The 26423-nt window shown below is 61.8% G+C and carries 21 protein-coding genes; 7 read left to right on the top strand and 14 right to left on the bottom strand.

The features are described from left to right. The first annotated feature begins 56 nt into the window (after nt 1–56). The 3 genes from D882_RS0113555 (at nt 57) to D882_RS0113545 (ending at nt 3253) form a co-directional block, all read left to right on the top strand. Nucleotides 57–920, top strand: a complete 864-nt coding sequence (locus tag D882_RS0113555) for a LysR family transcriptional regulator (RefSeq protein WP_027923755.1) — start codon at nt 57–59, stop codon at nt 918–920. Nucleotides 921–1019: 99 nt separating this feature from the next. Further along, nucleotides 1020–2165 (top strand): SRPBCC family protein, encoded by a 1146-nt coding sequence (locus D882_RS0113550; protein ID WP_027923754.1) that lies wholly within the window; start codon nt 1020–1022, stop codon nt 2163–2165. After that, nucleotides 2162–3253 carry an SMP-30/gluconolactonase/LRE family protein gene (locus D882_RS0113545; RefSeq protein WP_027923753.1) on the top strand — a complete coding sequence of 364 codons (1092 nt, stop codon included), beginning with the start codon at nt 2162–2164 and terminating at the stop codon, nt 3251–3253. The genes D882_RS0113550 and D882_RS0113545 overlap by 4 nt, the downstream gene beginning before the upstream one ends. 137 nt (nt 3254–3390) lie before the next feature. Here the strand turns inward: D882_RS0113545 and D882_RS1000000132895 are convergent, their stop codons facing one another. Further along, nucleotides 3391–3555: a hypothetical protein gene (locus tag D882_RS1000000132895; RefSeq protein WP_177327610.1), complete on the bottom strand. Its 165-nt coding sequence runs from the start codon at nt 3553–3555 to the stop codon at nt 3391–3393. A 108-nt stretch (nt 3556–3663) separates the two neighbouring features. Beyond that, nucleotides 3664–3906, bottom strand: coding sequence for a DUF465 domain-containing protein (locus D882_RS0113535; protein WP_027923752.1), 243 nt, complete (start codon nt 3904–3906; stop codon nt 3664–3666). 218 nt (nt 3907–4124) lie between these two features. Here D882_RS0113535 and D882_RS0113530 point away from each other — a divergent pair, with 218 nt between their 5' ends. After that, entirely contained in the window at nt 4125–4646 is a 522-nt protein-coding gene (locus D882_RS0113530) for a DUF4142 domain-containing protein (protein WP_027923751.1), read from the top strand. Nucleotides 4647–4788: 142 nt separating this feature from the next. Here the strand turns inward: D882_RS0113530 and D882_RS0113525 are convergent, their stop codons facing one another. From D882_RS0113525 to D882_RS0113495, 7 genes are all read right to left on the bottom strand, one after another. Continuing rightward, the gene (locus tag D882_RS0113525; protein WP_027923750.1) at nt 4789–7425 is read right to left on the bottom strand and encodes an excinuclease ABC subunit UvrA; all 2637 of its coding nucleotides are present in this window, start codon (nt 7423–7425) and stop codon (nt 4789–4791) included. A gap of 163 nt (nt 7426–7588) precedes the next feature. Further along, a complete protein-coding gene (locus D882_RS0113520; RefSeq protein ID WP_032833521.1) occupies nt 7589–9700 on the bottom strand; it encodes a PAS domain-containing sensor histidine kinase in 2112 nt (703 codons plus the stop codon). A gap of 173 nt (nt 9701–9873) precedes the next feature. Beyond that, on the bottom strand, nt 9874–12951 hold the full coding sequence (locus tag D882_RS0113515; protein WP_027923748.1) for an error-prone DNA polymerase: 3078 nt from the start codon (nt 12949–12951) through the stop codon (nt 9874–9876). Then, a complete protein-coding gene (locus D882_RS0113510) occupies nt 12948–14363 on the bottom strand; it encodes a DNA polymerase Y family protein (RefSeq protein ID WP_027923747.1) in 1416 nt (471 codons plus the stop codon). Before D882_RS0113510 ends, D882_RS0113515 begins: the two co-directional genes overlap by 4 nt. Before the next feature lie 7 nt (nt 14364–14370). Beyond that, nucleotides 14371–14988, bottom strand: coding sequence for a translesion DNA synthesis-associated protein ImuA (gene imuA, locus D882_RS0113505; protein ID WP_027923746.1), 618 nt, complete (start codon nt 14986–14988; stop codon nt 14371–14373). Continuing rightward, a complete protein-coding gene (lexA, locus tag D882_RS0113500) occupies nt 14988–15605 on the bottom strand; it encodes a transcriptional repressor LexA (protein ID WP_027923745.1) in 618 nt (205 codons plus the stop codon). The genes imuA and lexA overlap by 1 nt, the downstream gene beginning before the upstream one ends. A 182-nt stretch (nt 15606–15787) precedes the next feature. Next, nucleotides 15788–16705 (bottom strand): LysR family transcriptional regulator, encoded by a 918-nt coding sequence (locus tag D882_RS0113495; RefSeq protein ID WP_027923744.1) that lies wholly within the window; start codon nt 16703–16705, stop codon nt 15788–15790. Between the two features lie 103 nt (nt 16706–16808). On the opposite strand from D882_RS0113495, the gene D882_RS0113490 reads away from it, so the two are divergent. Continuing rightward, complete coding sequence (locus tag D882_RS0113490; RefSeq protein ID WP_027923743.1) at nt 16809–18551, top strand: amidohydrolase; 1743 nt, start codon at nt 16809–16811, stop codon at nt 18549–18551. Between the two features lie 108 nt (nt 18552–18659). Then, nucleotides 18660–19397, top strand: coding sequence for a TorF family putative porin (locus D882_RS0113485; protein WP_027923742.1), 738 nt, complete (start codon nt 18660–18662; stop codon nt 19395–19397). 61 nt (nt 19398–19458) lie between these two features. On the opposite strand, the gene D882_RS0113480 is transcribed toward D882_RS0113485, so the two are convergent. The 3 genes from D882_RS0113480 to D882_RS0113470 form a co-directional block, all read right to left on the bottom strand. Next, the gene (locus D882_RS0113480; RefSeq protein ID WP_027923741.1) at nt 19459–20427 is read right to left on the bottom strand and encodes a Gfo/Idh/MocA family protein; all 969 of its coding nucleotides are present in this window, start codon (nt 20425–20427) and stop codon (nt 19459–19461) included. Nucleotides 20428–20443: 16 nt separating this feature from the next. Then, nucleotides 20444–21331 carry a Dyp-type peroxidase gene (locus tag D882_RS0113475; protein WP_027923740.1) on the bottom strand — a complete coding sequence of 296 codons (888 nt, stop codon included), beginning with the start codon at nt 21329–21331 and terminating at the stop codon, nt 20444–20446. A 99-nt stretch (nt 21332–21430) separates the two neighbouring features. Then, nucleotides 21431–22477, bottom strand: a complete 1047-nt coding sequence (locus D882_RS0113470; protein WP_027923739.1) for an AraC family transcriptional regulator — start codon at nt 22475–22477, stop codon at nt 21431–21433. Nucleotides 22478–22685: 208 nt separating this feature from the next. Here D882_RS0113470 and D882_RS0113465 point away from each other — a divergent pair, with 208 nt between their 5' ends. After that, nucleotides 22686–23630 carry a transporter gene (locus tag D882_RS0113465; protein WP_027923738.1) on the top strand — a complete coding sequence of 315 codons (945 nt, stop codon included), beginning with the start codon at nt 22686–22688 and terminating at the stop codon, nt 23628–23630. Between the two features lie 111 nt (nt 23631–23741). Here the strand turns inward: D882_RS0113465 and D882_RS0113460 are convergent, their stop codons facing one another. Next, nucleotides 23742–24950: a DSD1 family PLP-dependent enzyme gene (locus D882_RS0113460; RefSeq protein ID WP_177327613.1), complete on the bottom strand. Its 1209-nt coding sequence runs from the start codon at nt 24948–24950 to the stop codon at nt 23742–23744. A gap of 74 nt (nt 24951–25024) precedes the next feature. Further along, the gene (locus D882_RS0113455; RefSeq protein WP_027923736.1) at nt 25025–26419 is read right to left on the bottom strand and encodes a D-arabinono-1,4-lactone oxidase; all 1395 of its coding nucleotides are present in this window, start codon (nt 26417–26419) and stop codon (nt 25025–25027) included. Nucleotides 26420–26423 lie beyond the last annotated feature (4 nt).

The raw sequence follows: 26423 nt of genomic DNA, 5'->3' as shown, positions 1-26423 counted from the left end.
AGCCGGTTCTGGCAGGATCTGTTTACAATGCCAGCACCTCCCGCACCGGCTGCCCCATGGACATCGACCTCGCCCGCACCTTTCTGGAAATCGTCCGTCACGGCAGCCTTGCCGCGGCGGCCGAGAAACTCCATGTCACCCAGACCGCGATCACCGCGCGCGTGCAGAAACTGGAAAGCCAGCTCGGCAGCACGCTGTTCGTGCGCAACCGTGCCGGCGCCCGCCTGACGCCCAATGGCGAGGCCTTTGTGGTGTACGCCAACCAACTGGTCGAGACCTGGGAAGCGGCGCGTCGGGATTTGCCGCTGCCAGAAGGTTACCGCGATGTGCTGCACATCGGTGGCGAGGTCAGCCTGTGCAATCCGTTGATGCTCAGTTGGGCCGGCGAACTGCGCGAGAAGATTCCCAGCCACGCCCTGCGCATGGAAATCCGCGACGGCGAAAACCTCCTGCGGCAACTGGAGCTGGGCGTACTCGATGCCGCGCTGGTCTATCAGCCGGAGTACTGGCCACGCCTGCAAGTCGAGCAGGTACTGGAAGAAAAACTGGTGTTGGTGCGGTTGCCCGGCAAACCCGATCCATACGTGTACATCGACTGGGGCCCGGACTTCCGCCGCCAGCACGATGCAGCCCTGCCGGAAAAAGCCAAAGCCCCGTTGAGCTTCAACCTCGGCCCGCTCGGGTTGCAGTACATCCTCGAAAACGGCGGCAGCGGCTACTTCCGTACGCGTGTGGTCCGCAGTTACCTGGAAACCGGCGTCCTGGAAGCCGTGCCCAAGGCCCCGGAATTCAGTTACCCGACTTACCTGGTGTATTCGCGCGATCGCGACTCGGCGACCCTGCAACGGGCCTTCGATTTGCTGCGTGAAGTGATCCAGTCCGATGAAGACTGGTCGCAGCGCTGGAATCCACTGACCTGAGCGCACCGGATCATGGCGTTTGTGTCCTCTAAGTAGCGCCAGCCTTTGCGGGGAGATCAGCTAATCTGCTGGTTATAACTACAAGCAGAGGTGACCGCAGTGAGGCAGACCACCCAGGCATTCCGTAGCCGCTATCGCGCCGACATACATCCCCTCTATAACCCATGGCTGCACGGTGCGTTTGTGCTCATTTTCGGGGTGTTGGCCATCGGCGGATTCTGGAGCACCGTGCATCAGGTCACCCCGCTGGAATGGCTGGCGGTGCCGGTCACGCTGTTGTTCTTCAACTTCGGTGTATACAAGGTTCATCGAGACCTGGGGCATCACAAAAAGCGCTTCGCGCGGATGTTCTACGCCCGTCATGCGGGCGACCATCACAGCTTTTTCGCCCCCGGCCACATGACTTACGACAGCGCCCGGGACTGGCGGGTGATTCTGTTTCCAGCCTGGCTGATCGTGGTCCATACCGTCGTCATTACCCTGCCGCTGTGGTGGCTGCTGGGTCGCTTCGATACCAACGTCGCCGGCTTGTTTGGCGGCTGTCTGGTGCTCGGTTACCTGACCTATGAAGTGTTTCATGCCTGCGAACACCTGCCGCCCGGCAACCCGGTCACGCGTCTGCCGTGGATTCGCCAGATGCGCCGTCTGCATGAACTGCATCACCGCCGCGAACTGATGCAGGAGCGCAACTTCAACATCGTGTTTCCACTGATGGATTACCTGTTCGGCACCCTTTACTGGGAACCGGATCATGACCCCCTCCCCTTGACGAGAACGCCCATGACCCGCATGCAGCACCAGATCGTTATCGCCGGAAACCCGATTGACGTGCTCGCCTACGCCAGTACCGTCACCCGTTGGCCGGAGTGGCATCCGTCGTCCCTCAAGGTCGACGGTCAGGCTGGGGCGCTGCACGCCGGCTCACGGTTCGAGGAGGATATCCGGGCCGGCGGGCGCGACGGGCACCTGAGCTGGGAGGTCAATGAATACCTGCCGGGGCGCCGTTGGAGTGCCTGGGCGCGGGGCGATCACGGATTGTCGCTGGTGGTGACGTACGAATGCACCGCCGAAGGTGACGGCACGCAGTTTATCCGTACGCTGGAGTACCAGTTCGCAGGCGTGGCAATGCGCATTGCCAATCAACTGTTGCTCAAGCGGCGCATCGAGCGTGAATCCGCCGAGTCGATGCTGGCCTTGCGCGAGATGGCGCAAAAACAACTGACACCCACCGGAGCCCATGTGTGAGAAGACTCATTAAGTTCCGGCATCTGGTGTTACTGCTCTTGATTGCCCTGTGCGCCTTTCTGTTGCTGTTCCCGACCAAAGTCCGCCCGGTGGCCTGGAGCCCGCCGCCGGCGCCCTCCCTCACCAGCGGCGACTACGCCGACAATGAACGCCTTAAAGGCGTGGAGCGTGTCGGCCCGGCTGACATCGAAGGACCGGAAGCACTGCTGCTGGAGAACGACATGCTGATCACCGGCCTGCATGACGGCCGATTGATTCGCACGAGCCTCGACGGCAAACAAACCAAAGTGCTGGCCGATACTGGCGGCAGACCGTTGGGGCTGGCGCGCCATCCCAATGGTTTGCTGGTTGTCGCGGACGGCGTTAAAGGGCTGCTTTCGCTGGATGCCCAAGGCCGATTAATCCCGTTGAGCACTACGGCGGGCGGCGTGCCTTTTGGCTTTACCGATGACGTGGCGATCGACAAACCCGGGCATTTCGCCTATTTCAGCGACGCCTCCAGCCGTTGGGGCTACGGCAAGGATGGCGAGGCGATCATCGAGCATGGGGGCGATGGCCGTTTATTGCGGTATGACTTCCAGACCGGCAAGACCGATGTGTTGCTGGACAAGCTCGAATTTGCCAACGGTGTGACGCTGGGGCCGGACGACGCCTTTGTGCTGGTCAACGAAACCGGCGCCTACCGCATCAGCCGCTTCTGGCTGACCGGGCCTAAAGCCGGCACGCACGACCTGTTTATCGACAACTTGCCCGGGCTGCCGGACAACCTCTCGTTCAACGGCCGCGACCGGTTCTGGGTTGCGCTCTACTCACCGCGCAACGCGCTGCTGGACCGTACGGCGCCGCACCCGTTCGTGCGCAAAATGATTGTCCGAGCGCTGACGGTGCTGCCTAAACCGGTGGAAAACCGGGCTTTTGCCCTCGGGCTGGATGTGGACGGCAAGGTGATTGCCAATCTGCAGGATGGCACCAGCGGTAATTATTCGCCGATCACAACGGTGCGCGAGTATGGGGACTGGCTGTATTTCGGGTCGTTGAAGGCGAAAAACATGGCGCGCTTGCCACTCGCCACCGCCCTCCAGCAATAACAACGATCAAACGGTAGGAGCTGGGCTTGCCCGCGAAGGCGGTCTGTCTGATACATCCATGTCACCAGTGCCGCCGCCATCGCGGGCAAGCCCGGCTCCCACAGGGATTTGTGTGAGCCACAGGGGTTTTGTGTGGGTTATTCGGGATCCTGGTCGTCAGCGGTTTCTTCTTGCTCGCGCAACGGGTCGTCATCCTCGCTATCGGGATGGGTGGTGATGTGGTTCGGGCTCAACGGCTCGGGATGAGTCGGGATCGGGTCGTACCCGCCCTGCTCTTCACTCGGAAATCTGGGATTGGACATAAGGCACCTCTCAGTGAGTCGTTAACGATGACTCATGACATTCGAGGTGCCGGTTTTGACGCCGTTCCACTTCTCAGTCACCGGTCGTCGGTGGCTCGGTACGACGCGTCAGGACGATGCCTGCAATTGCTGGACGATCTTGTCCTTGACCAACAAGCGATGTTCCTTGAGCTTCTTCAACTGGTCATCACTGGGCGCATCGGATTTCGCGGTCTCGGCCTTCACCACTTCAGCGTCCGCCTGGGAATATTTGTTGATCAGCGAATCCAGTAACGGATCCTTGGTGCGTCTTTGCTGGATCTCTTCCTTTGAAACCTTCAAGTCCTGATACAGGTCGTGGTTCACCGGCATGGAACACCTCCGTTTGATGATCGGTAGCAAACGCGATCGATTGCGTTCACCAACTATCAGAATGGCCTTGGTTTACGCGTTCTGTCGACCACCTGTCAGACCAGCGGTGTCCGTTCGTCGTCCTGTCGCAAATGCGATAAAACCTTTCCCCGGACACCAGCCTCCACAGAGTAACGATCCACCGGATCGCCTACCCAAACCTGTGTGGAGTATGACCAATGGACGGATTCACCCTGCGCCACCTCGCCCTGGCCGTCGCCTTGAGCAGCAGCATGGGCACGGCATTTGCCGCCACCTCCAATGATTTCGTCGACAAAGCAGCCGCTGGCGGCATTGCCGAGATCGAAACCAGTCGCCTGGCGCTGGAAAAAAGCGCTTCGGCCGACGTCAAAGCGTTCGCCAACATGATGATCACCGATCATTCCAAGGCCAACGATGAACTGGCGGCCCTGGCGAAAAAGCATGACATCGAGGTGCCGGACTCGACGACGCTGGTCAAACAGGCCAAGGAGAAAATTCTCGACATGCGCGATGAATCCTTCGACGCGGCGTACGCAAACAACCAGGTGAAGGCCCACGAAGACACCATCGAATTGTTCAAGAAAGAAGCCAACACCGTGACGGACGACAAGGTCAAGGGCGCCACCGAGCTGAAAGGCTTCGCACAAAAAATGCTGCCGGCCCTGGAAAAACACCTGGACATGGCGAAAAAACTCCAGGCTGCCCACCCCGACAAATAACTCGACCTAGAAGCCACAACGTCCCCCTGTAGCAGCTGGCGAAGCCTGCGTCCGGCTGCTACAAGTCTGCTCCTTCCCACAGCCAACCACATTCCAATGTGGGAGCGAGCTTGCTCGCGATGGGGCCAGCATAATCAACCCATCAAGCCCTACCGAGCACTCGAGCCAAAAACGGCGCAGTCCGGCTCTTCTTGCTTTTAGCCACGGTCTGCGGTGTGCCCGCCACGACGATCTTCCCGCCCTGATCCCCCGCCCCCGGCCCGATGTCGATCACCCAGTCACTCTGCGCCACCACGCGCATTTCATGCTCGACCACGATCACCGTGTGCCCCGCGACCACCAGCGTATTCAACTGCTCCAGCAACCGGTCAACGTCCCGTGGATGCAAACCGGTCGTGGGTTCATCGAGCACATACAACGTTGCCCCACGCTGATTACGCTGCAGCTCAGTCGCCAGTTTGATCCGCTGCGCTTCACCGCCTGACAATTCAGTCGCCGGCTGCCCCAGTCGCAAATACCCCAAACCGATATCCCGCAACACTTCCAGCGAACGGCGAATGCCGGGTTGCTCGGCGAACACCTCCACCGCTTCATCCACCGTCAACTGCAACACCTGCGCGATGTTCAACCCTTGCCAGGTGATCGCCAGTGTCTCGGGGTTATAGCGGGCGCCGTGACACGTCGGGCATGGCGCGTAAACGCTGGGCATGAACAACAATTCGACGCTGACAAAGCCCTCACCTTCGCAGGTCGCGCAGCGGCCCTTGGCGACGTTGAAGGAGAATTGTCCGGCGTCATAGCCCTCAGCCTGCGCCTCCGGCGTCGCTGCATACAGCTTGCGCACGTTATCGAACAGCCCGGTGTAGGTCGCCAGATTGGAGCGTGGCGTGCGGCCAATGGGTTTCTGGTCGACCTGCACCAGACGCTTGATTGATGCCAGGCCGGCCGTGACCTGACCACCGCTGACCTGCGGCGCATCGTCCTCCAGGCTCAACGCTTCGGCTTCGTTGTCGCTGGCGGTCCGTCCTAAATGCGCGCCGACCAATTCCAACAAAGCCTGACTGACCAGGCTCGATTTACCGGAACCGGACACGCCCGTCACGGCGCTAAAACAACCCAGCGGAAACTCGACGCTGAGGTGGTTCAGGTTGTTGCGGGTGATGCCCTCCAGTCTTAGCCAGTCCGTTGCCTTACGGCTGGCACGGGGCTCGGCGACCTGTTCAGCAAACAGGTAGGCACGGGTCTGTGAGTTCGTCACCGCGGCCAACCCGGGCGGCGGGCCGCTGTAGAGGATCTGGCCGCCGTTCTCGCCCGCTGCCGGGCCGACGTCGATTAACCAATCGGCGCGGCGCATGGTTTCCAGATCATGCTCAACCACAAACAGCGTATTGCCGGCGGCTTTGAGGCGTTGCAGGGCTTCAAACAACGCCTCGCCATCCGCCGGATGCAGGCCGGCCGAGGGCTCGTCCAGCACATAGATCACACCGAACAGTTGCGAGCCCAATTGCGTCGCCAGCCGCAAGCGCTGCAACTCTCCGGATGACAAGGTCGGCGTGCTGCGTTCCAGCGCCAGGTATCCGAGACCCAGGTCCGTCAGGGTGCTGACCCGCTCCAGCAGATCCTGAGCTATGCGTTGCGCGGCCAGGCGTTTTTCTACCGACAGATTCGGCGTGTGCCGCACGTCCGGTGCGTTGGCATGCCCGCTGGCACCGTGAGCAACCCGCGCTTCCCGAGCCTCACGGGTTTGCCGGTGGGTCAACACGTCGCCCGCCTCATCGGCCTGTTCCAGGTAACTGTGCGCCGCCACCGGTTTCAGTACGGCGGCCACTTGCAGCAGCGGCATCTGCGATAGCTCACCGATGTCGTACCCCGCAAATGTCACCGACAGCGCCTCGCGCTTGAGTCGTTTACCGTCACATAACGGGCATGGGCTGCCGAGCATGAATTGCGAAACGCGCTTCTTCATCAGCGCACTTTGCGAGTGAGTGAAGGTGTGCAGGATGTAGCGTCGGGCGCCGGTGAAGGTGCCCTGGTAACTCGGTTCCATTTTGCGTTTGAGCGCAACGCGGGTTTCTTCCGGCGTGAGCCCGGCATACACCGGCACCGTCGGTGTTTCTTCGGTGAAGAGAATCCAGTCGCGCTGCTTTTTCGGCAGATCTCGCCACGGGATATCGACGTCGTAACCCATGGTCACGAGGATGTCGCGCAGGTTCTGCCCTTGCCAGGCCGTGGGCCAGGAAGCGACCGCACGCTGGCGGATGGTCAGGCTCGGGTCGGGGACCATCAGCGCTTCGGTGACGTCGTAAACCCGCCCCAACCCGTGACACTCCGGGCACGCGCCTTGCGGGGTGTTGGGCGAGAAGTCTTCGGCATACAGCATCGCCTGTCCCGGCGGATAACTGCCGGCCCGCGAGTAAAGCATGCGAATCAGGCTCGACAGCGTCGTCACACTGCCCACCGAAGAACGAGTGCTCGGCGTGCCCCGTTGTTGTTGCAGGGCCACGGCCGGCGGCAGGCCTTCGATGGAATCGACGTCCGGTACACCAACCTGGTCGATCAACCGCCGCGCATAAGGCGCCACGGATTCGAAATAGCGGCGCTGCGCTTCGGCGTAGAGGGTCGAGAACGCCAGCGAAGACTTGCCCGAACCGGAGACACCGGTGAACACCACCAGCGCATCGCGCGGAATGTCGACATCGATGTTCTTGAGGTTGTGTTCCCGGGCTCCACGCACCCTGACCATGCCGGAGGGAGGGTTGGAGGTGCGCTTGGATGTCATCGAGTGGCCTTAATCAGATATTGAAAAAACACCAATCCCCTGTGGGAGCGAGCTTGCTCGCGATGGTGCAGTGTCAGTCGACATGGATGTTTAATGACACACAGCAATCGCGAGCAAGCTCGCTCCCACAGTTGATCTCAGTTGATTTCCCACTGGCGGTGTATCAGCCATTGAGCACCGTGCGAACCATGCGGGTCAGTGATTCAGGCCTGTAGGGTTTGCTCAGCAAATGCGTGTCGGGGCTCAGTTGATGGTTGCGCGAGATAATGTCACGGGTATGCCCTGAGGTGAACAACACCGCCACCGGGGGATTCTGCACTTTGGCCCACGCGGCCAAGTCCGCGCTTTTGATCAGACCGGGCATGACCACGTCAGTGAAAATCAGATCCACCGCCGTGCCCTCCAGCAACATTTGCATCGCCTGGTCGCCGTTGGCCGCTGTCAGCACCTGGTAGCCTTCTTCGCGCAACAATTCCACCGCCGAGGCGCGGACTGCTTCGTTGTCTTCGACCACCAGAATGCTTTCGTGGCCGCCGCGCTGCTGCGGACTATGCTGCGTGATTTCACTGGGCGCCGGTCGCAGGCTTCGCGGAAAGTACAACTGCACCCGAGTGCCTTGTCCCTCAGTGCTGGAAATCTCGATGTGCCCACCACTCTGCTTGACGAAACCGAACACCATGCTCAACCCCAACCCGGTGCCCTGGCCGTCGGCCTTGGTGGTGAAAAACGGTTCGAAGGCCTGCGCGAGCACCTGCGGCGGCATGCCGACACCGGTGTCCGCCACTGCGACACACACATAGTCGCCGGCAACGATGCCCTTGCCGGCACAAAATTTTTGGTCGAGGGTGATGTGCTCGGCATTCAGGCTGATGGTCCCCTCTCCTTTCATGGCATCACGGGCATTGATCGCCAGGTTGAGAATGGCGTTTTCCAGTTGATTGCGATCCACGAAAATATGCCAGGGATCATCCGGGGCACTCACTTTGATCTGCAGGGTTTCCCCCAGCGCCCTTTGTAGCAGTTCCGCCAGACCATCGAAGACCTGCCGTGGAATGCACACCGCTGGCGACAGTGGCTGGCGGCGGGCGAACGCGAGCAATTGCGAAGACAGTTTGGCCCCACGTTCGACCGCGGCAATGGATGCACTGACCCGACGCTGCACATTGGCGTTGTCCGGTTCGTGCCGAGCCAGCAAATGCAGGTTGCCGGCGATCACCTGCAACAGGTTATTAAAGTCGTGGGCCACGCCACCGGTGAGGCCGCCGATGGCTTCAAGTTTCTGCGATTGGCGCAGTTGTTCTTCGGTGGCCAGCCTCGCGTCCACTTCGTCAGCGACGCGCTGCTCCAGGTTGCGGGTGAACCTGAGCAAGGACTCTTCGGCGGACTTGCGTTCATGGATGTCGATCAATACGCCAGGAAAGCGGAATGGCTCGCCCTGTTCATTGAACTCGCAACAGCCGCTCGCCTGCACCCACAAGTAAGTGTCGTCCGGGCGCAGGACGCGATACTCGGCATTAAATGGCTCGCCGGTTTCGACCGATTGATTGACTTGTTCCTGTACCCAACTGAGGTCGTCGGGATGGATCTTCGCTTCGGCGACCTCCGTCGGCAGGTTGGTCAGGTCCTGATCGGCGGGATAGGAGAAGGTCCGGGCGAAACGCTCGTCGCCAGAGAGCCGATTGGCCTTGATGTCCCAGACGAACGAGCCGAGCAAGGCACCGGCATTGAGGGCCAGGCGAACCCGCTCATTGTCGGCGCGGTAGGCGTCTTCGGCGGCCTGGCGGCGGCGTTCGGAAATCACATGCTCGGTCGTCTCGACCACTATCGCCATGACCCCGGCAGGCTTGCCTTCATCATTGGCCACCGGGCTGTAATAAAGATCGAGCCAGACGTCTTCGGGAATGCCGTCGCGCAGCAGCACCAGTTTTTTATTGTGGTAGGACAAGGTGCCGCCCGCCAGGCAGGTGTCGACCACGTTCCGATTGAATTCGGCCACTTCCGGCCAACCCAGTTCCACCGGGGAGCCCAACAGGTATGGGTGGCGGCCACCGGCGAATTCGGAGTAGGCGTCGTTGTAGATCATGTAACCGGCGCGGCCCCACAGCATCACCAGCGGCAGTGGCGAGGCCAGCATCAATTGCACAGTGCTACATAGACTCGCAGGCCAGGTGTCGAGGCTGCCCAGTTCGGTCTGGCCCCAGTCGAACGCACGAATGCGCCCGGCCATTTCGCCGTTCCAGCCGGCACACCCGTGGCTTTCGTCTAGAAACTGCATTGACTGGCTCTTAGTCCCTGTAGATGAACTGGCTCAAGGGATCGCGACAGTGTGAAGACGGCGCGGCCCGTTTGTTTCGAGCATCGCCGACGTCAAATGGTTTCATAGAGGTTAGCTGATTCTTCGGGTCTTCTGCGCCCCCCCCTTTCACTGTGGGAGCCACGTTTCCGTATTCAGCGGAAATCCCGGCTGCGCACGCTGATGCCGTCGAGCAATGAGCTCAGGTCGCTCAAGCGTCCGGCAATCAGGTGGCGAACCTCACCTTCCTTTTCCCAGCGACCATCGACCTTGAGCAATTGCGAGCCGACCAGGACCTGGCGTTGCCGCTCAGCCAGGTCGCGCCAGACCACCACGTTGACGTTGCCAAACTCGTCTTCCAGGGTCACGAAGGTCACGCCACTGGCGGTGCCCGGTCGCTGTCGCCCCGTCACCAGCCCGGCGACACTGACCGGTCGCCCGTGTTCGACCGTCATCAGTTCTTGCGAACTGCGGCAGCGCCGGGCTTTCAGTTCACCGCGCAACAACGCCAGCGGATGCGGGCCGAGGGTGGTGCCGACACTCGCGTAATCGGCTTGCAGGTCTTCGCCGACGGTGGGTTTGGGCAACGCCACGGCATCCTCTTCCTGACTCGGCAGGCCGACGAACAAACCGAGTTGCTTTTGCACCCCCGCCACCTCCCAGCGGGCCCGATGCCGGTCGCCGGCCAACCCGCGTAACGCACCGGCATCGGCCAGTTGCTCCTGGGCGCGGGCATCCAGTCGCGCACGCTCGCCGAGGTCGGCGATGTCGACAAACACCCCGCGCGCGCGCGCCGCTTCGATGCGCCGGGCATCGTCTTCGCGAAAGCCCTTGATCATCCGCAACCCCAGGCGAATCGCCGGTTGCCCGACGGTTATCGGTTCCAGGCTGCAATCCCAGTCACTGGCGCGCACGTCCACCGGGCGAATCTGCAAATGATGCCGGCGCGCGTCCTGGAGAATCTGGTCCGGGCTGTAGAACCCCATCGGCCAACTGTTGATCAGCGCACAGGCAAAAGCCGCCGGCTCGTGGCATTTCAGCCAGCAACTGGCGTAGGTCAGCAAAGCGAAACTGGCAGCGTGGGATTCGGGGAAACCGTAGCTGCCGAAGCCTTTGATCTGCTCGAAGATCTGCGCGGCAAACTCGGCCGTGTAGCCGTTTTTCTTCATCCCGGCGGCCAGCCGATCCTTGTGCGGTTCCAGCCCGCCGTGGCGTTTCCAGGCCGCCATGGAACGCCGCAACTGATCGGCCTCGCCGGGGCTGTAGTCGGCGGCGACGATGGCGATCTGCATGACCTGCTCCTGGAACAGCGGCACGCCCAAGGTGCGCTTGAGCACCGCTTCAAGTTCCGGCGAGGGATAGGTTTCCGGCTCTTCCTTGTTGCGACGGCGCAGGTACGGATGGACCATCCCCCCCTGAATCGGGCCCGGACGGACGATGGCCACCTCGATCACCAGGTCATAGAACTTGCGCGGCTTGAGCCTGGGCAGCATCGACATCTGTGCCCGGGACTCGATCTGGAACACGCCGATGGTGTCGGCATGGCCAATCATGTCGTAGGTGGCCGAATCTTCGGACGGGATCGTCGCCAGACTCAGGTCAAGGTTGCGGTGGCGACGCAGCAGATCAAAACAGCGGCGGATGGCGCTAAGCATGCCCAAGGCCAGAATATCGACTTTGAGCAGACCGACCGCGTCGAGGTCGTCCTTGTCCCACTGAATGATCGTGCGCTCGGCCATGGCGGCGTTTTCCACCGGCACCAGGCTGTCCAGCGGTTGCTCGGAAATCACGAAGCCACCGGGGTGCTGCGACAAGTGTCGAGGGAAGCCGATCAACTGTTGGGTCAGGCTCAAGACCCGGCGCAGCACCGGGCTTTCGGGGTCGAAGCCGCCTTCCAGCAGCCGTTCCACGGGCGGCGCGGTATCACTCCAGTGGCCGCAGCAATCGGCCAGCGCATTGATCTGGTCCGGCGGCAAACCCAGCGCCTTGGCCACGTCACGCACCGCGCCGGCCGCGTGATAAGTGCTGACCACCGCCGTCAATGCCGCGCGGGTCCGGCCATAACGCTGAAACACGTACTGCAGGACCTCTTCGCGACGCTCGTGTTCGAAATCGACGTCGATGTCCGGCGGCTCGTTGCGCTCCTTGGAGAGAAACCGTTCGAACAGCAACGTGGTGCGATCCGGGTCGATTTCCGTGATGCCCAAGGCAAAACACACCGCCGAGTTGGCCGCAGAACCTCGTCCCTGACACAGAATGTGCTGGTCGCGGGCGAACCGCACAATGTCGTGCACCGTCAGGAAATAGCTTTCGTAGCCCAGTTCGGCGATCAGCTCGAGCTCTTTGTCGATCTGCGCCAGCACCGCCGTTTTCGGGCCTTTGGGCCAGCGCCATGCAATGCCCTCATCCGTTAAATGACGTAGCCAGGACGTGGCGGTCTGACCTTGCGGCACCAATTCCCGTGGGTACTGATAACGCAACTGGCCGAGGTCGAAGGTGCAGCGCCGGGCAATGACCAACGTTTCATCGAGCAAGGCTGGCGGATAGATCGATTGCAAAACCTCCAGGCTGCGCACATGCCGCTCGCCATTGGGATGAAGGCGCAGCCCGGCTTCGGCCACCGGCAGGTGATGACGGATCGCGGTCATGGTGTCCTGCAAGGCGCGCCGGCCGCGGGTGTGCATGTGCACATCGCCGCTGGCCACGGCGGGAATACGCAGTTCCCGGGCCAGGGTCAGCAGCGCCGCCAGGCGCCGGGTATCGTCCTGGCCACAATGCAACTGGACGCTCAGCCACAGGCGTTCGGCAAAGGTCTGTTGCAACCAGTGGCCCTGTTCGACGTCATCGACCGTGTCCGGCACCCACAACGCCAACAGCCCCGGCATCGGCTCGCTGAAGTCCTCGCGCAACACCTGATACTGGCCTTTTTGCGTGCGGCGTCGCGCGCGGGTGATCAGCCGGCACAGGGTCTGGTAGCCCTCAAGGTTCTCCACCAGCAACACCAGCTTCGGGCCGTTCTCGATGCGGATTTCGCTGCCGATGATCAGTGGCAGTTCCACTGATTTGGCCGCTTGCCAGGCGCGGACGATGCCGGCCAGGGTGCATTCATCGGTGATCGCCAGCGCCTGATAGCCGTGCTTTTTCGCCCGTTGAAAGAGTTCCAGGGCGCTGGAGGCTCCGCGCTGGAAGCTGAAGTTCGACAGGCAGTGCAACTCGGCGTAGTCGATGTTCATGCGAACCAGCCTTGCAGCCACAGCGGACCGCCCTCACCCACCGCCCGATACGCCCAGCCCTGTTGGCCAGAGCGGGTTTCGACCAGGTAGTAATCCCGGCGCACATCGGCGCCGTCCCACCAGCCGGATTCGATGCGCTCCGGGCCCATGAGGATGCGTGTCGAGCTTTCGTGGATCGCCTGCGGTTGCGTCAGCAACCAGCCCGGACGCTGCACACCCGGCAACCCCGCGCACAGTTGACTGTCGACCCGCGCCTGCCATGCGCACTCCGGGCGGTGATCGGCCTGGAAGCGCAAGCCGTGCACCGCCTCATCGCCGAGTCGCGCGCGCAAGCGTTCGCGCAGTTGCTCCCAGGGCAAGGATTGCTGCGGGCGGTCGTCGAACAGTTCCTGATACTGCGGGACGAAGGTCGGCAAGTCTTCGGCACGCAGCCGAAAACCGCGCACCGGGGCTTCGACCTGTACCTGTTCCAGTCGCCCTCGCGCCAGTTCGAAGAGCATCGCCGGATCGCGCTCGGCGCTGAGCAGGCCGACCTTGATCACCGAGTCCGGCAGGCCGGCGTGTTCCAGGTGCAGGTCGAAACGCTGCACGCCGCTGTCCCGACCGCAGAGAAAGGCCGACAGGTCGCCGGTCAGGCGGCGCAGCGGAAACAGCAGCGCCTGATGGGACTGCACGTCGAAATTGAGCTCGATGCGCACGTCGAAACGGTCCGGCGGCAGGTAGAACGCCAGGGCCAGTCGGCGCGCCCCCGTCAACGCGTCCAGGTGCTTGAGCACCTGGGCTTCGAAACGTCGGGCCAGGCTCTGTCGTGGCAGCGCCTGGACCTGACTCAAGGTGCGCAAGCCCATGCGCGACAACGCCGAGGCAACGCTGGGCTCCAACGCGATACGGTCGACGGGCAACTGCCCGAGATGGTAGTGCAAGGCGTCGCTGTCCGGCACCACCAGCCCGTCATAGACGTTGGTCAACACCCGCGCGGCCACCGGGTTGGGCGCCGCAACGATCCGATGGCGAAAACCCAGCTCGCCGAGCTCGGCACGCAACCGTGCCTCGAAGGTTGGCCACGGCCCGAACAAGCCCAGACTGGACTCGATTTCAAACACCACGGCACGCGGGTAATGCACGCTGACCTGAGAGCTGAAGCGATAGGCCCACGCGGCCAGGAACTGTTGCCAGTGTTCGATCTCGGCGGCGTCGTATTCCGCCGTGGCAAAGCCTTTGCTCAAGGCCTGGGCGGCGGTCATCGACTGCCCCGGACGCAAGCCCAGCGCCCGCGCCGACGCATTGACCGCCTGCAACACCCGGCGCTGCGCCGGGCCGGTCAGCAGCGCCAGCGGCTCATCGGGATCGGGGCGCTGACGCAGCACCGCGTCCAGCGCCAATTGCGGGAAAAGAATACAAACCCAGCGCATGGCAACCTCAATGCCCCACGGGGAAGGCAATCGGCGTCGAACGCGCAAGGCCGCCCCGGCACTTGAGCACGCGCAATTGCGCGGGCCTGGCGTCGATGGCAATGCGCAGGGCGGCGGGCGAAGGATTGACGGCTTCATGGATCGAGCGGTAGGCGAACGCCAGGGTCGAACCGGTTTCCGCCGCCACCTGCAAGCGGCGCAACGCCCGGTCATCGGCCTTGTGCGGCCAGCACAGCACGGCGCCGCAACTGCCCGAGCGCAGGCATTGTTCCGCAGCCCACAAGGCATCCCGCTCGCGGGCCTGAATGATCGACAACTGGCGCAGATCGACCCCGGCGTTTTGCCACGCCAGGGGATACGGCACGTAAGGGGGCGCCACCAGCACGATGCGCTCGCCCGCCGCCGACAACCGCGCCAGCGCCGGCCACACCAGTTGCAACTCGCCGACGCCCTGCCCGGCGAGGAGAATTTCGGTCAGCGCCGCTTCCGGCCAGCCCCCGGTGGGCAACGCCGCATCCAGCGCGGCATGCCCGGTGGGTTGCGGGCTGACGGCCGGTGGCGCAGGCCGGCCCTTCCAGACCTGGCCGCCATTGAACAGCGTATCCAACGCAACGACGGCACCCATCACCCTTGCCTCACCAGCCCGCAGAACACCCCTTCGATGGCAAGGTCCTGACCGGGCTGCACGATGATCGGTTGATACGCCGGGTTGCGCGGCAACAAGCGAACCGTGTCGCCGGCCCGCTCGAAACGCTTGATGGTGACCTCTCCGTCCAGTCGCGCCACCACGATCTGGCCATTGACCGCTTCCGGGTTGCGTCGCACGCCCACCAGATCGCCATCAAGGATACCGTCCCCGATCATCGAGTCGCCCTGCACCCGCAGCATGTAATCCGGCACCCGCGAGAAGATCGACGGGTCCAGCAGCAAACGGCTGTGCACCTCGGCATCGGCCCCGATCGGCGCCCCTGCCGCGACCCGGCCGAGCACCGGAATGTCCAGCAACTCGGGGCGCGCCGGTTGCCCAAGCAGACGAATGCCACGGGCCTGATGCGGGTTGACCTCGATGAAACCGGCTTCGGTCAGCGCCAGCACATGCTTGCGTGCCACGCTGCGGGAGGCAAAACCAAAGGCTTCGCTGATTTCAGCGAGGCTCGGGGGCTGACCGTGCTCCGCGATTCGGTCGCGGATAAAGGTCAGGATGGCGGTACGGCGGGGAGTTAAAGTCGTCATGGAGTACATTTGTACTCTTTTGGCATTTTACTGGCAAGGACTTGTAGCCGCGGTCGAGCAACGCGAGACTGCGTCCGCAGTTTGCCTGATAGAACCCGGTTGCCGGGTTTGCGACGGCTGCGTCCGAACGCGGCCCGCACCGAACGCTGCCTCGCGCTGCTCGACAGCTGCTACAGGGGCAGCGGGATCAATCAGCTCAAGCCACGGGACGCCAGAAACCCTGCGATGTAATCGATAAACGCCAGCACCTTCGCGGTCGCCCGTCGATGGCTTGGGTACACCGCCAGAATATGCGGGCCAAAGCTGTCCGGGTCGATGTCGTAGTCGGCCATCAGCTGCACCAAGCGGCCATCGGCGATGTACGGCGCGGCGCTCCACAATGGTGTGTGCAACAAACCGCGCCCGGCCAGCGCATTGGCCAGCAGCAGATCGTAATTGTCGCTGCGCAACCGCGGATTGGGCGGCTGCGGCAGGCTCAGGCGTTGCCCGTCACGCTCGACCCACCAGAATTCGCGGCTGAGCAGCGGATGGCGGTATAGCAGCCATTCGTGGTCATCGAGGGTCTGCGGGGTGACCGGCAAAGTCTTGCGCGCCAGATAGGCCGGGCTGGCGCACAGCGCCAGGCGATTACTGCCGACCACGCGGGCGATCAGCCCCGGCAAGTCATCGTGACCTTCGCGCAGAGCCAGGTCGTAGCCGCTCTCCAGCAGATTGACGAACTCATCGCACAGGTCCACCTGCAAATTGATCTGCGGGTATTGCTCGAGAAAGCCACCACACACCTGATCGAGAAACGCCTGCCCATAGGCCAATGGCGCGGTGATTTTCAGGTTGCCGCGCAGGCCATGCTGCAGCTGTTCGATTTCCTCGCCGGCCTCCTCCAGCCGCTGCAACACCTGGCGCGCGGTTTCCAGATAGAGCCGCCCGGATTCGGTCAGCAGAATCCGCCGGGTACTGCGCTCGAACAGGCGCGCCCCAAGCTCGGCTTCCAGGTGGTTGACCGCTTTGGTCAGGGCCGACGGGGTCTTGCCCAACTGCTCGGCGGCGCGGCTGAAGCTGCCCAGTTGCGCCGTGACCACGAACATTTTCAACGCACCCAACTTGTCCATACTTTTTCCATTCCGGCAAAAACGTTTTTCGTGAGGAAGGCGTTCTGCTGCGCACCAGCAGCCACTAATCTGGCCATCAGACGCAATAACAAGGAAACATTCAATGAAAAGATTCATCCCGAATCTCTTGATGGCCGCTGTTAGTTTTGCCTCGATGGAAGCCATGGCAGCCACCGACCTGGTGCTGATCAATGGCAAGATTTTCACCGCCGACCGTGCCCAACCGAAGGCACAGGCGCTGGCGGTACAGGATGGCAAGGTGCTGCAAGTCGGCAGCGATGCGCAGATCAAAGCCTTGATCACGCCCGACACCAAAGTGGTCGACCTCGGCGGTAAAACCTTGATGCCAGGCCTGATCGACACCCATTCCCACGCGATTTTCGGTGGTCTGGAAATGGTCTCGGCCAACATGGAAGACGAGGTGGTCGAGCTCGACGAACTGGAAAAACGCCTGCGCGGCTGGCGTGACGACGGCAAGGCCAAACACGGCGATGTGTTGACCATCGCCGGCATGAGTTCGGTGTATTGGGCCAAGGCCGAAGCACTGGGCAAAATATTCAACAACGGTGAATGGGCCAACGTGCCCGTGGTGTTCACCGGCAGCGACCACCACACGGCCTGGGCCAACGATTTCATGCTCAAGCGCGCCGGGATTGATGCCGCGCTGCTCAAGTCATTGCCCGCCGCCGAAGCGGACACCATCGGCCAACGTGCCGACGGCACCCCCAACGGTTTCCTGGTGGACGCCGGTTGGGACCGGGTGTCCTCGAAAATACCCGTGCCGAGCACCGCCGACATGCTCAAGGCCGCCCAATCGGCCGTGCGCTACAACAACAGCTTCGGTATCACGGCGTGGATGGACCCCGCCGCCAACGCCGCCCCAGGTGAACCGCTGTTCGCGCTCAAGCCCACGGAAAAAACCGTCGGCGTGCTGCCGGCCTATAAAGCCCTGGCCGAAACCGGCAACATGAGCGTCCACGTCGCCGCCCTGCTGGTGGCCAACCCGAAAAGCCTACCGGCCGATCTCGAGACGCTGGACAAGGTTCGCCAGCAATTTCAGGGCATCCCCAACCTGACCCTGCCCGGCGTCAAGATCTTCGCCGACGGCGTGATCGAATTCCCGGCCCAGAGCGCGGCGATGATCGACCCTTACAACAACTCGCACAAACAGGGCGAATTGCTGATCGATCCGAAGCATTTCGGCGAACTGGTCAGCGCCATCGACCAGCGCGGCTGGCTGGTGCACATCCACGCCATCGGCGACCGCGCGGTGCGGGAGTCGCTGAATGGCATCGAACAGGCGCGCAAGGATCGCCAGAGCGGCGTGACGCACTCGATCACCCACCTGCAAATCGTCAACCCGAAAGAATTTGCGCGGTTCAAACCGCTGAACGTCATCGCCTCGATGCAACTGCTGTGGGCCTCGGCCGACGACTACACCACGGACATGATCAAGCCTTACGTCAGCGCCCTCGCCTTCCGCTATCAATACCCGGCGCATTCGCTGCTCAAGCAAGGCGCGACCATCGCGGGGGCCAGTGACTGGCCGGTGTCGTCGCCCAATCCGTGGAATGCCATGGCCCAGGCCATCACCCGTGTCGGCCCGATGGGCGTGCTGAACATCAAAGAAGCCGTGGATCGGGAAACGATGTTCTACGCCTACACCGCGAATGCCGCGCGAACCATCGGTCTGGAGAAGCAGATCGGTTCGCTGGTTCCTGGCAAGCAAGCGGACTTCATCGTGCTCGACCGTGATGTCTTCACCGTCGACAACAAGGCCCTGAGCGACACAAAAGTGCTGCAAACCTGGTTTGCCGGGCGCGAAGTCTACGCACCGACCCTCTAATAAAAACCCGCTGTAACCCGCTGCCCGATCCCGTGTTCAAGACCGGGGTTCGGCGCAGCTTTGCCCAAAAAAACTGCCCATAACAATCACAATATCGGGACTGCATTCATGAAAGCTTTCACCCTGCTCGCCCTTGGTTCCTTGAGTCTGCTGCCGTTGAGCAGCCAGGCCATCGTCTTGAATGACGACTTCTCCGTATTGGTGGACCTGACCCTGGCGAGCGACTACCGCACCCGTGGTATTTCGCAAACACTCAATGACCCCGCCGTGCAGGCCGGTGTGACCCTGGCTCACAGCACGGGGTTGTACGTGGGTGCCTGGAGTTCGAACGTCGACTTCGGCGGCGGCCTGAAGACCCGTCAGGAAGTCGACTACTACGGCGGCTGGCTCTGGGAAGCGACCGAGGACGTCAACCTCGACATCGGTTACCTCAAATACACTTACCCGAAAGAAAGCCAGTTCAACCAGAGCGAGGTCTACGGCATTCTCAGCGTCTACGGGGTGAAGCTCGGCGCCTATTACTCCGACGATGCACCGGGCATCGACAGCAAGCAGAACTCGCTGTACAGCTATGTCGGTTACGAAACCCAATTGCCGTATGACACCGGCCTGAAACTGCGCTACGGCAACATGGACTTCAAGGACCCGCACCTGTACTCGAGCTCGGGCCATGCCGAAGACTCGTACCGCGAATGGGAAGTCAAACTGACCCACGAACTGGCCGGTGTGATGCTGGGCCTGAGCTACATCGACACCGACCTGTCGAAAAGCCAATGCACCAGCAACTGGGGCTACGACGACCTGTGCAGCGCCACCGTGGTGGCGAGCGTCAGCAAGTCCTTCTGACCCACACCAATTCCCTGTGGGAGCAAGCTCGCTCCCACAGGATCGAGTTGAATCTGATGGTTTAGCGGCGCTTGAGGATCTGATCCATCACCCAGTCGGTTTTCAACGCTTCCGCGGCCACCGCCGGGTGCTGCGTTTGACCGCGAATGTGTGCATTCATGCCCAGCACGTGATGCCACTGGATGTGCTCGTGATGGTCGATGTGCAGGCTGAGCTGTTCATCCGCCTGAAGCTGCACCGGGTGTTCATCGAACACCGAAAAGCTGATCCGGCCTTGGCTGCCAATCACCTCGACCCGATCCTCGCGGCGATCCGCCACGAAATTCCAGCAGCCCATGCCGGTCGCCCCCGAAGCAAACCGCCACGTAGCACTGACCGCATCTTCGGCGGCATACAGCCCGGCCTGTCGCGCGGTGAAACCGGCGACGTCGGTGATATCGCCGAGCAGGTACTGGAACAGGTCCAACCCGTGGCTGGCGAGGTCGGCGAAGTAACCGCCGCCGGCAATGTCCGGGTCCGTGCGCCAGTTGTGCGCGCCACCCAGATCGACGGGCGACGGGGCCTTGGTGAGGGTCCAGGTCAGGTGCCGGACCTCGCCGATCCGCCCGGCTTCCAGCCACTGCCGCACTTGCTGGAAGCGCGGCAGCGAACGTCGGTAGTAGGAAACGAACAGGTGCAATCCGGCGTCGGCAAAGACCTGCCGCATCTCGCGGCTTTGCCCGGCATTCAGCGACATCGGTTTTTCGACGCAGCAATGTTTGCCGGCGGCGGCGACCATCAGGCTGTAGGCGTGGTGACTGTCGGGCGGTGTGGCGATGTACACCGCGTCCACCTCGGGGTCATTGATCAGTGCTTGCGCGTCGGTGTACACCCGGGCGATGCCATGGCGCGTGGCGTAATCCGTCACGGCCTCCAGACGCCGCCCCATCACCGCCACCAGTGCCGAACCGGGCGCCTTGTAAAAGGCTGGCCCGCTCTTGCGCTCGGCAACGCTGCCACAACCGATCATGCCCCACCGCACCACGTCCATGTTCAACTCCTGTGGGTTAGCCGATGCGCAAGGCGCGCAGGTCCAGGCGACCGTCCTTGAGCGGCGGGCACCAGTAGTAGCCGCCGGTGATCGGGCGGCTGATGCGGTACAAACCGTCGGTGATGCCGTCTTCCAGACCACTCATGCGCCGCAGTTGCGCTTCGAAAGCGTCGAGGGAAAAACCGAACGCGAGGAACATCAGGCCGGCGCGATCCCCTTCGATCCACGGCATCGAGCGACGGACCACGAACGCCTCGGGGGCGAAGCTTTCCTGGGCGGTGCGCTTGACGTGGGCCGAGACTGGCGCGTCGTCGAGTTCTTCGTTGTCGCTCAAACGACGGCCCATGATGTTGTCTTTTTCATGGGGCGGCAGCGCGTGGAAGCCCTTGAGGTCATGCTGCCACTGCTGGATCGCGGCAAAGCTGCCACCGACCAGGCCATCCGCGCCTTCGCTCAACAGTGCGGCGGCGACGGCGGCTTCGTCGTGCGGGTTTTCGGTGCCGTCTTCGTAGCCGGTCAGGTCGTGGCCGGTCATGTGACGGAAGGTTTCGTTCATCTGCACCAAGCGCAGGGCCGGCGCCAGCGCAGCTTCGATGGCCTGGCTGCGATTGAGCAATTCACCGCGGTCGATGCCGTGCAGCCAGCACCAGAGTGCGTGTTGCGTCGACGGGTTGTCGACGCCCACACCGGTCAATGCCGGAAAGGCACGCAGGCCATCGATCTGAGCATGCAACGCCTTGACCAGCGATTCGCCAAAGCCGACAACAGCCGATTTCCCGTCCACCAGTTGCATCAAGTTGTCGAGCGCGACGGGCAAGGCTTCGGCGGATTCGAGGGCGAAGAACATATGGCGGGCTTGAGGCGGAACAGGGGTGGCGAGAATGCCCGGCTGGTAATAGCTCATATGAACTCCTTGAAAAAGAGCACCGAGTTTAACCGGAGCACGACGGTTTGTGTGCACCCCTTGTAGCAACTGACGAGCAGCGCGAGGTTGCATCAGCGGCTACAGGGGATCGAGGGTTGGGGATTCGTTGCGGAATGCGCTCGGGCTCATGCCGGTCCAGCGTTTGAAGGCGCGGCGGAAGCTGCGCACGTCGCTGTAGCCGACTACTTCGGTGATGCGTTCGATGGGCATGTCCGGGTTGGCCAGCAGGCTCATGGTGCGGGCCTGTCGCACTTGTTCCAGGAGTGTTTCGAAGGTCAGCGCGTGTTCGGTGAGGCGGCGGCGCAAGGTGCGGCTGCTCATGTTCAGGTCGCCGGCAATTTTCTCGATGTGACTGCCCTCGGTCAGGTCACGGGCAATGGCCCGTTCCACGGCCTGGATCAAGTCCATTTTCTGATGCACTTTCGCGGCTTCCAGCTCCAGCAATTTCACCGCCTGACGCAAGGCCAGGGAATGGTGATTGGGCAAGTAAACATCCAGCCAATGCGCCGCGATCACCATGCGATTCTGCAAGCAGCCGAAGCGCACGTCCGGCCCCAGCACGCGCGAATATTCGCCGAAATAATCCGGCGCAGCGTGCATGAACTCCACCGCCATCGGCTTGAAATCCGCCCCGACCAACGCCCGGCCGTACACCAGTAGACTGGCGAAAAACTCCTCCACCGCAAACAGTTGCACATCGGCGAACGGCAAGCGGCATTCAACGTCGACAAACACCCGGTCCCCCGCCTCCTCCACACTCGACACCACGATCCCGCCGGAAGTGTGCTGATGCCGAATGCCCAACTCAAAGGCATCGCGCAGGGTCTTGCACAGCGACAACACATGCCCCAGCAACCCCAGCGTACCGAGCACATTCTGCGCGCCGACCCACAAGCCCAGGCCCTGATTGGGCAAGGCTTTGAGCGCGCGCTGAATCATCGCCACGGCCTGCCGATAGGAAATGCGCTGCGCCGGGTCCTGAAGATCTTCAAAGGTAAAACCCAGCCCTCGGCACAGGCTGTCGGGGTTGATGCCTTTTTGCTTCGCGACTTCGGCGAGGGTTTGCAGGAGAAACGGCGACACCAGCGCCAGTTCAAAGGTGGGATCAATCACTTTCATTTGCATGGGGTCATACATTCCGGGGCGAGCTGCATTCTTATTTTTGTTACCGGTTATGTCGAAAGAAGTTAGCACAGGGTTCAAAGGCTGTCCGCAGAAGTCCCCCTAAATGGCCGCCAATACCCTGCCTGGCACCGCGCAGACAGCTTATTTCTATGTGGCGGCCCTCGTATGGACGCAGGACAGCCCGCTAACAATAATAATGAGTACCCCCATGATCCCGACCCGCACGAGATTCCCCCTACTGGTCATCAGCCTGGCCGGCATTTTCACCACTCATCCGGCACTGGCCACCGAGGCTGGCGTGGACAACATCGGCCCAGGCACCGACGGTTTCTTCATGTTGCCGCTGTCTCCCGACAGCCTTCCGGACAACATGGTTGCGTTCAACCTCTACTACAACCACTACACCTCCACGAAGCTCAACATCAGTTCGCTCGGCGGCAAGGTGCCGGATGTCGATATCGAATCCACAGCGGTGATTCCACGCCTGGATTACCTCAGCCCCCTGCGGGTGTTCGGTGGCCGGTTTGCGGGCTACATTGCGCAGCCGTGGCTCAAGCAGGAAGTGGCGGTGTTCGGCTTGCACGACACCCGCGAAGGCATGGGTGACACCACTGTCGCTCCGATCATTCTGTGGGACATGGGCCCGAACCTGACCCTGGCTGCCGCGCTGGAAATCACTGTGCCGACCGGCGAATACAGCGTCGATCGCCTGGCCAACACCAGCAACAATTTCTACACTTACAAACCGCTGTTCTCCTTCACCTGGCTGCCGACGGATAAGACCGAGGTGTCGATGAAGACGACGTACAGCTTCAACGAGAAAAACAAAGACACCGATTACAAATCGGGGCAGATTTTCCACTTCGACTATTCGGCCAGTTACAAAATCACCGACAACCTGATGCTCGGGTTGAACGGCTACTACCTCAAGCAAACCACCGACGACAAACAGTTCGGCCACACCGTGCAGTTCAATGGCGAAGACGTGAACGATGGGGTTCGCGGACAGGTATTCGCGATTGGTCCGGCGTTACACCTGACCTTTTTGCAGTACGCCACGGCAGAGATTCGCTGGGCCAAGGAGTTTGATGTGGAGAACCGGCCTGAAGGGGAAATGCTGTGGGCCAAGGTCAGTATCCCTTATGCGTTCTGACGATTGATCGTTCCCACGCTTTGCGTGGGAATGCAGCCTGGGACGCTCCGCAGCCCATCAAGAGCCAGAGCGTCCGTTGAGGCGTTCCCACGCAGAGCATGGGAACGATCATCAGGAATACACCGGCCAGCTATCAACAATCTGCCCTCCCCGAACCGCCAGCAAATCCCCAAACTGCAACAACACCGATTCCGTCTGGGTCGGCCGCAAAAACACCTGGTCCTCAACCCCCAGCCCCACCGCCGCCGAACCATTGACCATTTCCTGATTCGAGCTGCGGCCATACACCCCGTTGCTCTGCAACCCCGATGGCGATTCAAACTCCGCCATCCAGTTACCGCCATAGATGAAAAACGTCTCGCGCTGATTGGTGTCCCACCACGAAAACAACCGGGACTTGTCATCCAGCGCCGGAATGTTCACCGCCCCCGTGCTCTTCAACACCGGCGTAGCGATGTACGCCGCCGGCACATGTTCCACCAGCGACGGCAAATCATAGTGGGTCGGCTTGAGCATCGCCGTCCCCACCGAAACCTCCGTGCTGAGCTGTTCATGCTCGTGCAGGCGATAACTCGGGCTGCCAGCGGTGTTGAGGGTCAGTCCTTGATGCCACAGGCCGGGATATTGCTGACGAGTGAAGTCGACGCAGCGGTTGTAAATCACCATCACCTTGGCGAACAGTTCTTCGGGTGAGCCCAGTATCCCCGGCACGCCCATGCCCACGAACGGGTCGTAGCCCATGAAGCCGGCGAACTCCAGGTGCTGAGGATTTTTGCTGATCAGTGCCAGCATCGGTCCGAGCACACCCGCATCGCTGACACCCCCACGATGCAGCCCGACATCCAGTTCAATGTTCACCCGTAATCGCGTACCCAATCCCTGCGCCAGCGCGAGGTACTGTTGAAGTCGTTCAGGCGTATCAAGCAGCCATTGCAATTGCTTCGAGGGATCAAAAGGCCCTTTGTGCGACTGATAAAACAACTCGGCCGAACGCACCGGCAGCGGTTTGCCTAACAGGATGTCGGACTCGGGAAACTGCACCGCATCATGATTGAGAAACGGCTGATGAAACGACATCAAGCGCTGCGTGCCCGCGCGCTTGGCAATGTAGGTCAGCAGCCCCGGCGCCGGCAGTGATTTCTCTACCAGGCGCAGGTGCTTGCCGCCGCGTTTTACCGACAGCATCACCGCATCGATGTTGTGATCCAGCCGATCAAGATCGATCAGCATCACCGGCCGCATCGGCCCGTGTTCCTTGAGCTCGCGGTTCAGCGTATGGAAATAATCGCTGTACGGCGCGCCTCGATCACCCGGCCGCAGCCAGGCCCCGACACCCGCCATCAACACGCTGACGCCGGCGGCCCCCATCAGGAAATTGCGTCGATTGACCGCCATCAGCTCACCCCCAGAATCGATGATAAGTGCGCATTGAGGAACTTGCCGCTGGGGTCCAGCGCTTGCCGCACCTCGATAAATTCCTGCCAGCGCGGGTACAGCGGCTGCAGGCTTTTCGCGTTGAGCGTGTGCAACTTGCCCCAGTGCGGCCGGCCGTTGTACTTCCAGAAAATCGGTTCGATGGCGGCGAAGAAGTTGTGATGGTCCATCTGATAATGCTGGTGGACCGAGATCGAGCAACTGTCGCGGCCTTCGAACATGCTCAGGGGAATGTCGTCGGCTTTGACGTAGCGGTATTCAATCGGAAACCAGGTGCGCAGGTCCTTGTCCTGAATCAGCTTGAGGATTTCGCGCAGACACGCCGGGCCGTGCTCGGCCGGCACTGAATATTCCATTTCGTTGAAACGCACCGTGCGCACGTTGGCGTAGATGTCGAACGAGTCGCCCACCCGGTCGTCGAAACTGGCGAGGTGGCGCAGGCTGTTGAGCAGGGTGCGGCGCAGGTCCGGAAAGTCGCTGCCGTACTTGTCGATCTTCTCGATCAAGGTCACAAATTCGTTGCCGCCCTCCTCATCCGCCGGAATCGGCGGTGTCGCAGGGTCGGTGGTTTCGTTGAGGGCGATCGACAAGGCGTAGTCGGAATGGGTCACCACGAGCATTTCCCAGTGCTGGTTTTCCCGGGTGTTCTTGTCGAGGTCTTCCAGCAACTCTTCGGTCCTGGCGATCCACTGCCGTTCCCTCAAGCGATACGCGGGGCGGTTTTGCAGACGGATTTTCGTCGCCACACCGAGCGCGCCGAGGGACACCCGTGCCGCGCTGAAGACTTCAGGATGACGTGTGCTGTCGCAGTCCAGCACCTCGCCCGTGGCCATCACTAATTGCAGGCCGCAGACGTGGGCCGAATAGGACTGGAAGTTCTTGCCGGTGCCGTGGGTCGAAGTAGAAATGGCGCCGGCGAGGGTCTGGTAGTCGATGTCGGCCATGTTTTGCAGGGCCTGGCCGACGTCTTTGAGCGGTTTACCCATGCGCGACATCGGCGTACCGGCGGCGAACTCGGCTTGCAGGGTTTTCGGATCGTGATCGAGCAACCCGGTGAAATAGCTCAGGGACAGCAATGTGCCGTCTGTGGGCACCAACGCGCTGAAGGAATGCGCCGAACCCACCGGGCGAATCTTGCCGGGAGCCTGGCGTACAACGTGGGTCAGCTCGTCCAGATTCTTCGGCGCCAACCGCGCCGCCGGCAGGCAACTCTGGCCACCCGACCAGTTACGCCAGGGGATCAGCCGTGGCGCGCGCAGCAGTTCGGCCAGCGCCGGTGTAGAGCCGAGCGCGGTAAAGGCGCCAATGACACTCGCCCGTTGCAACAACTGACGCCGTGTTAAGTCCATCGTCATGAAT

Origin of the sequence: Pseudomonas sp. URMO17WK12:I12 (assembly GCF_000514395.1) — a bacterium.
Classification (GTDB): Bacteria; Pseudomonadota; Gammaproteobacteria; order Pseudomonadales; family Pseudomonadaceae; genus Aquipseudomonas; species Aquipseudomonas mucoides.
The sequence above is the reverse complement of the archived record's forward strand: the minus strand, read 5'-3'. Positions and strand labels throughout refer to the sequence as shown.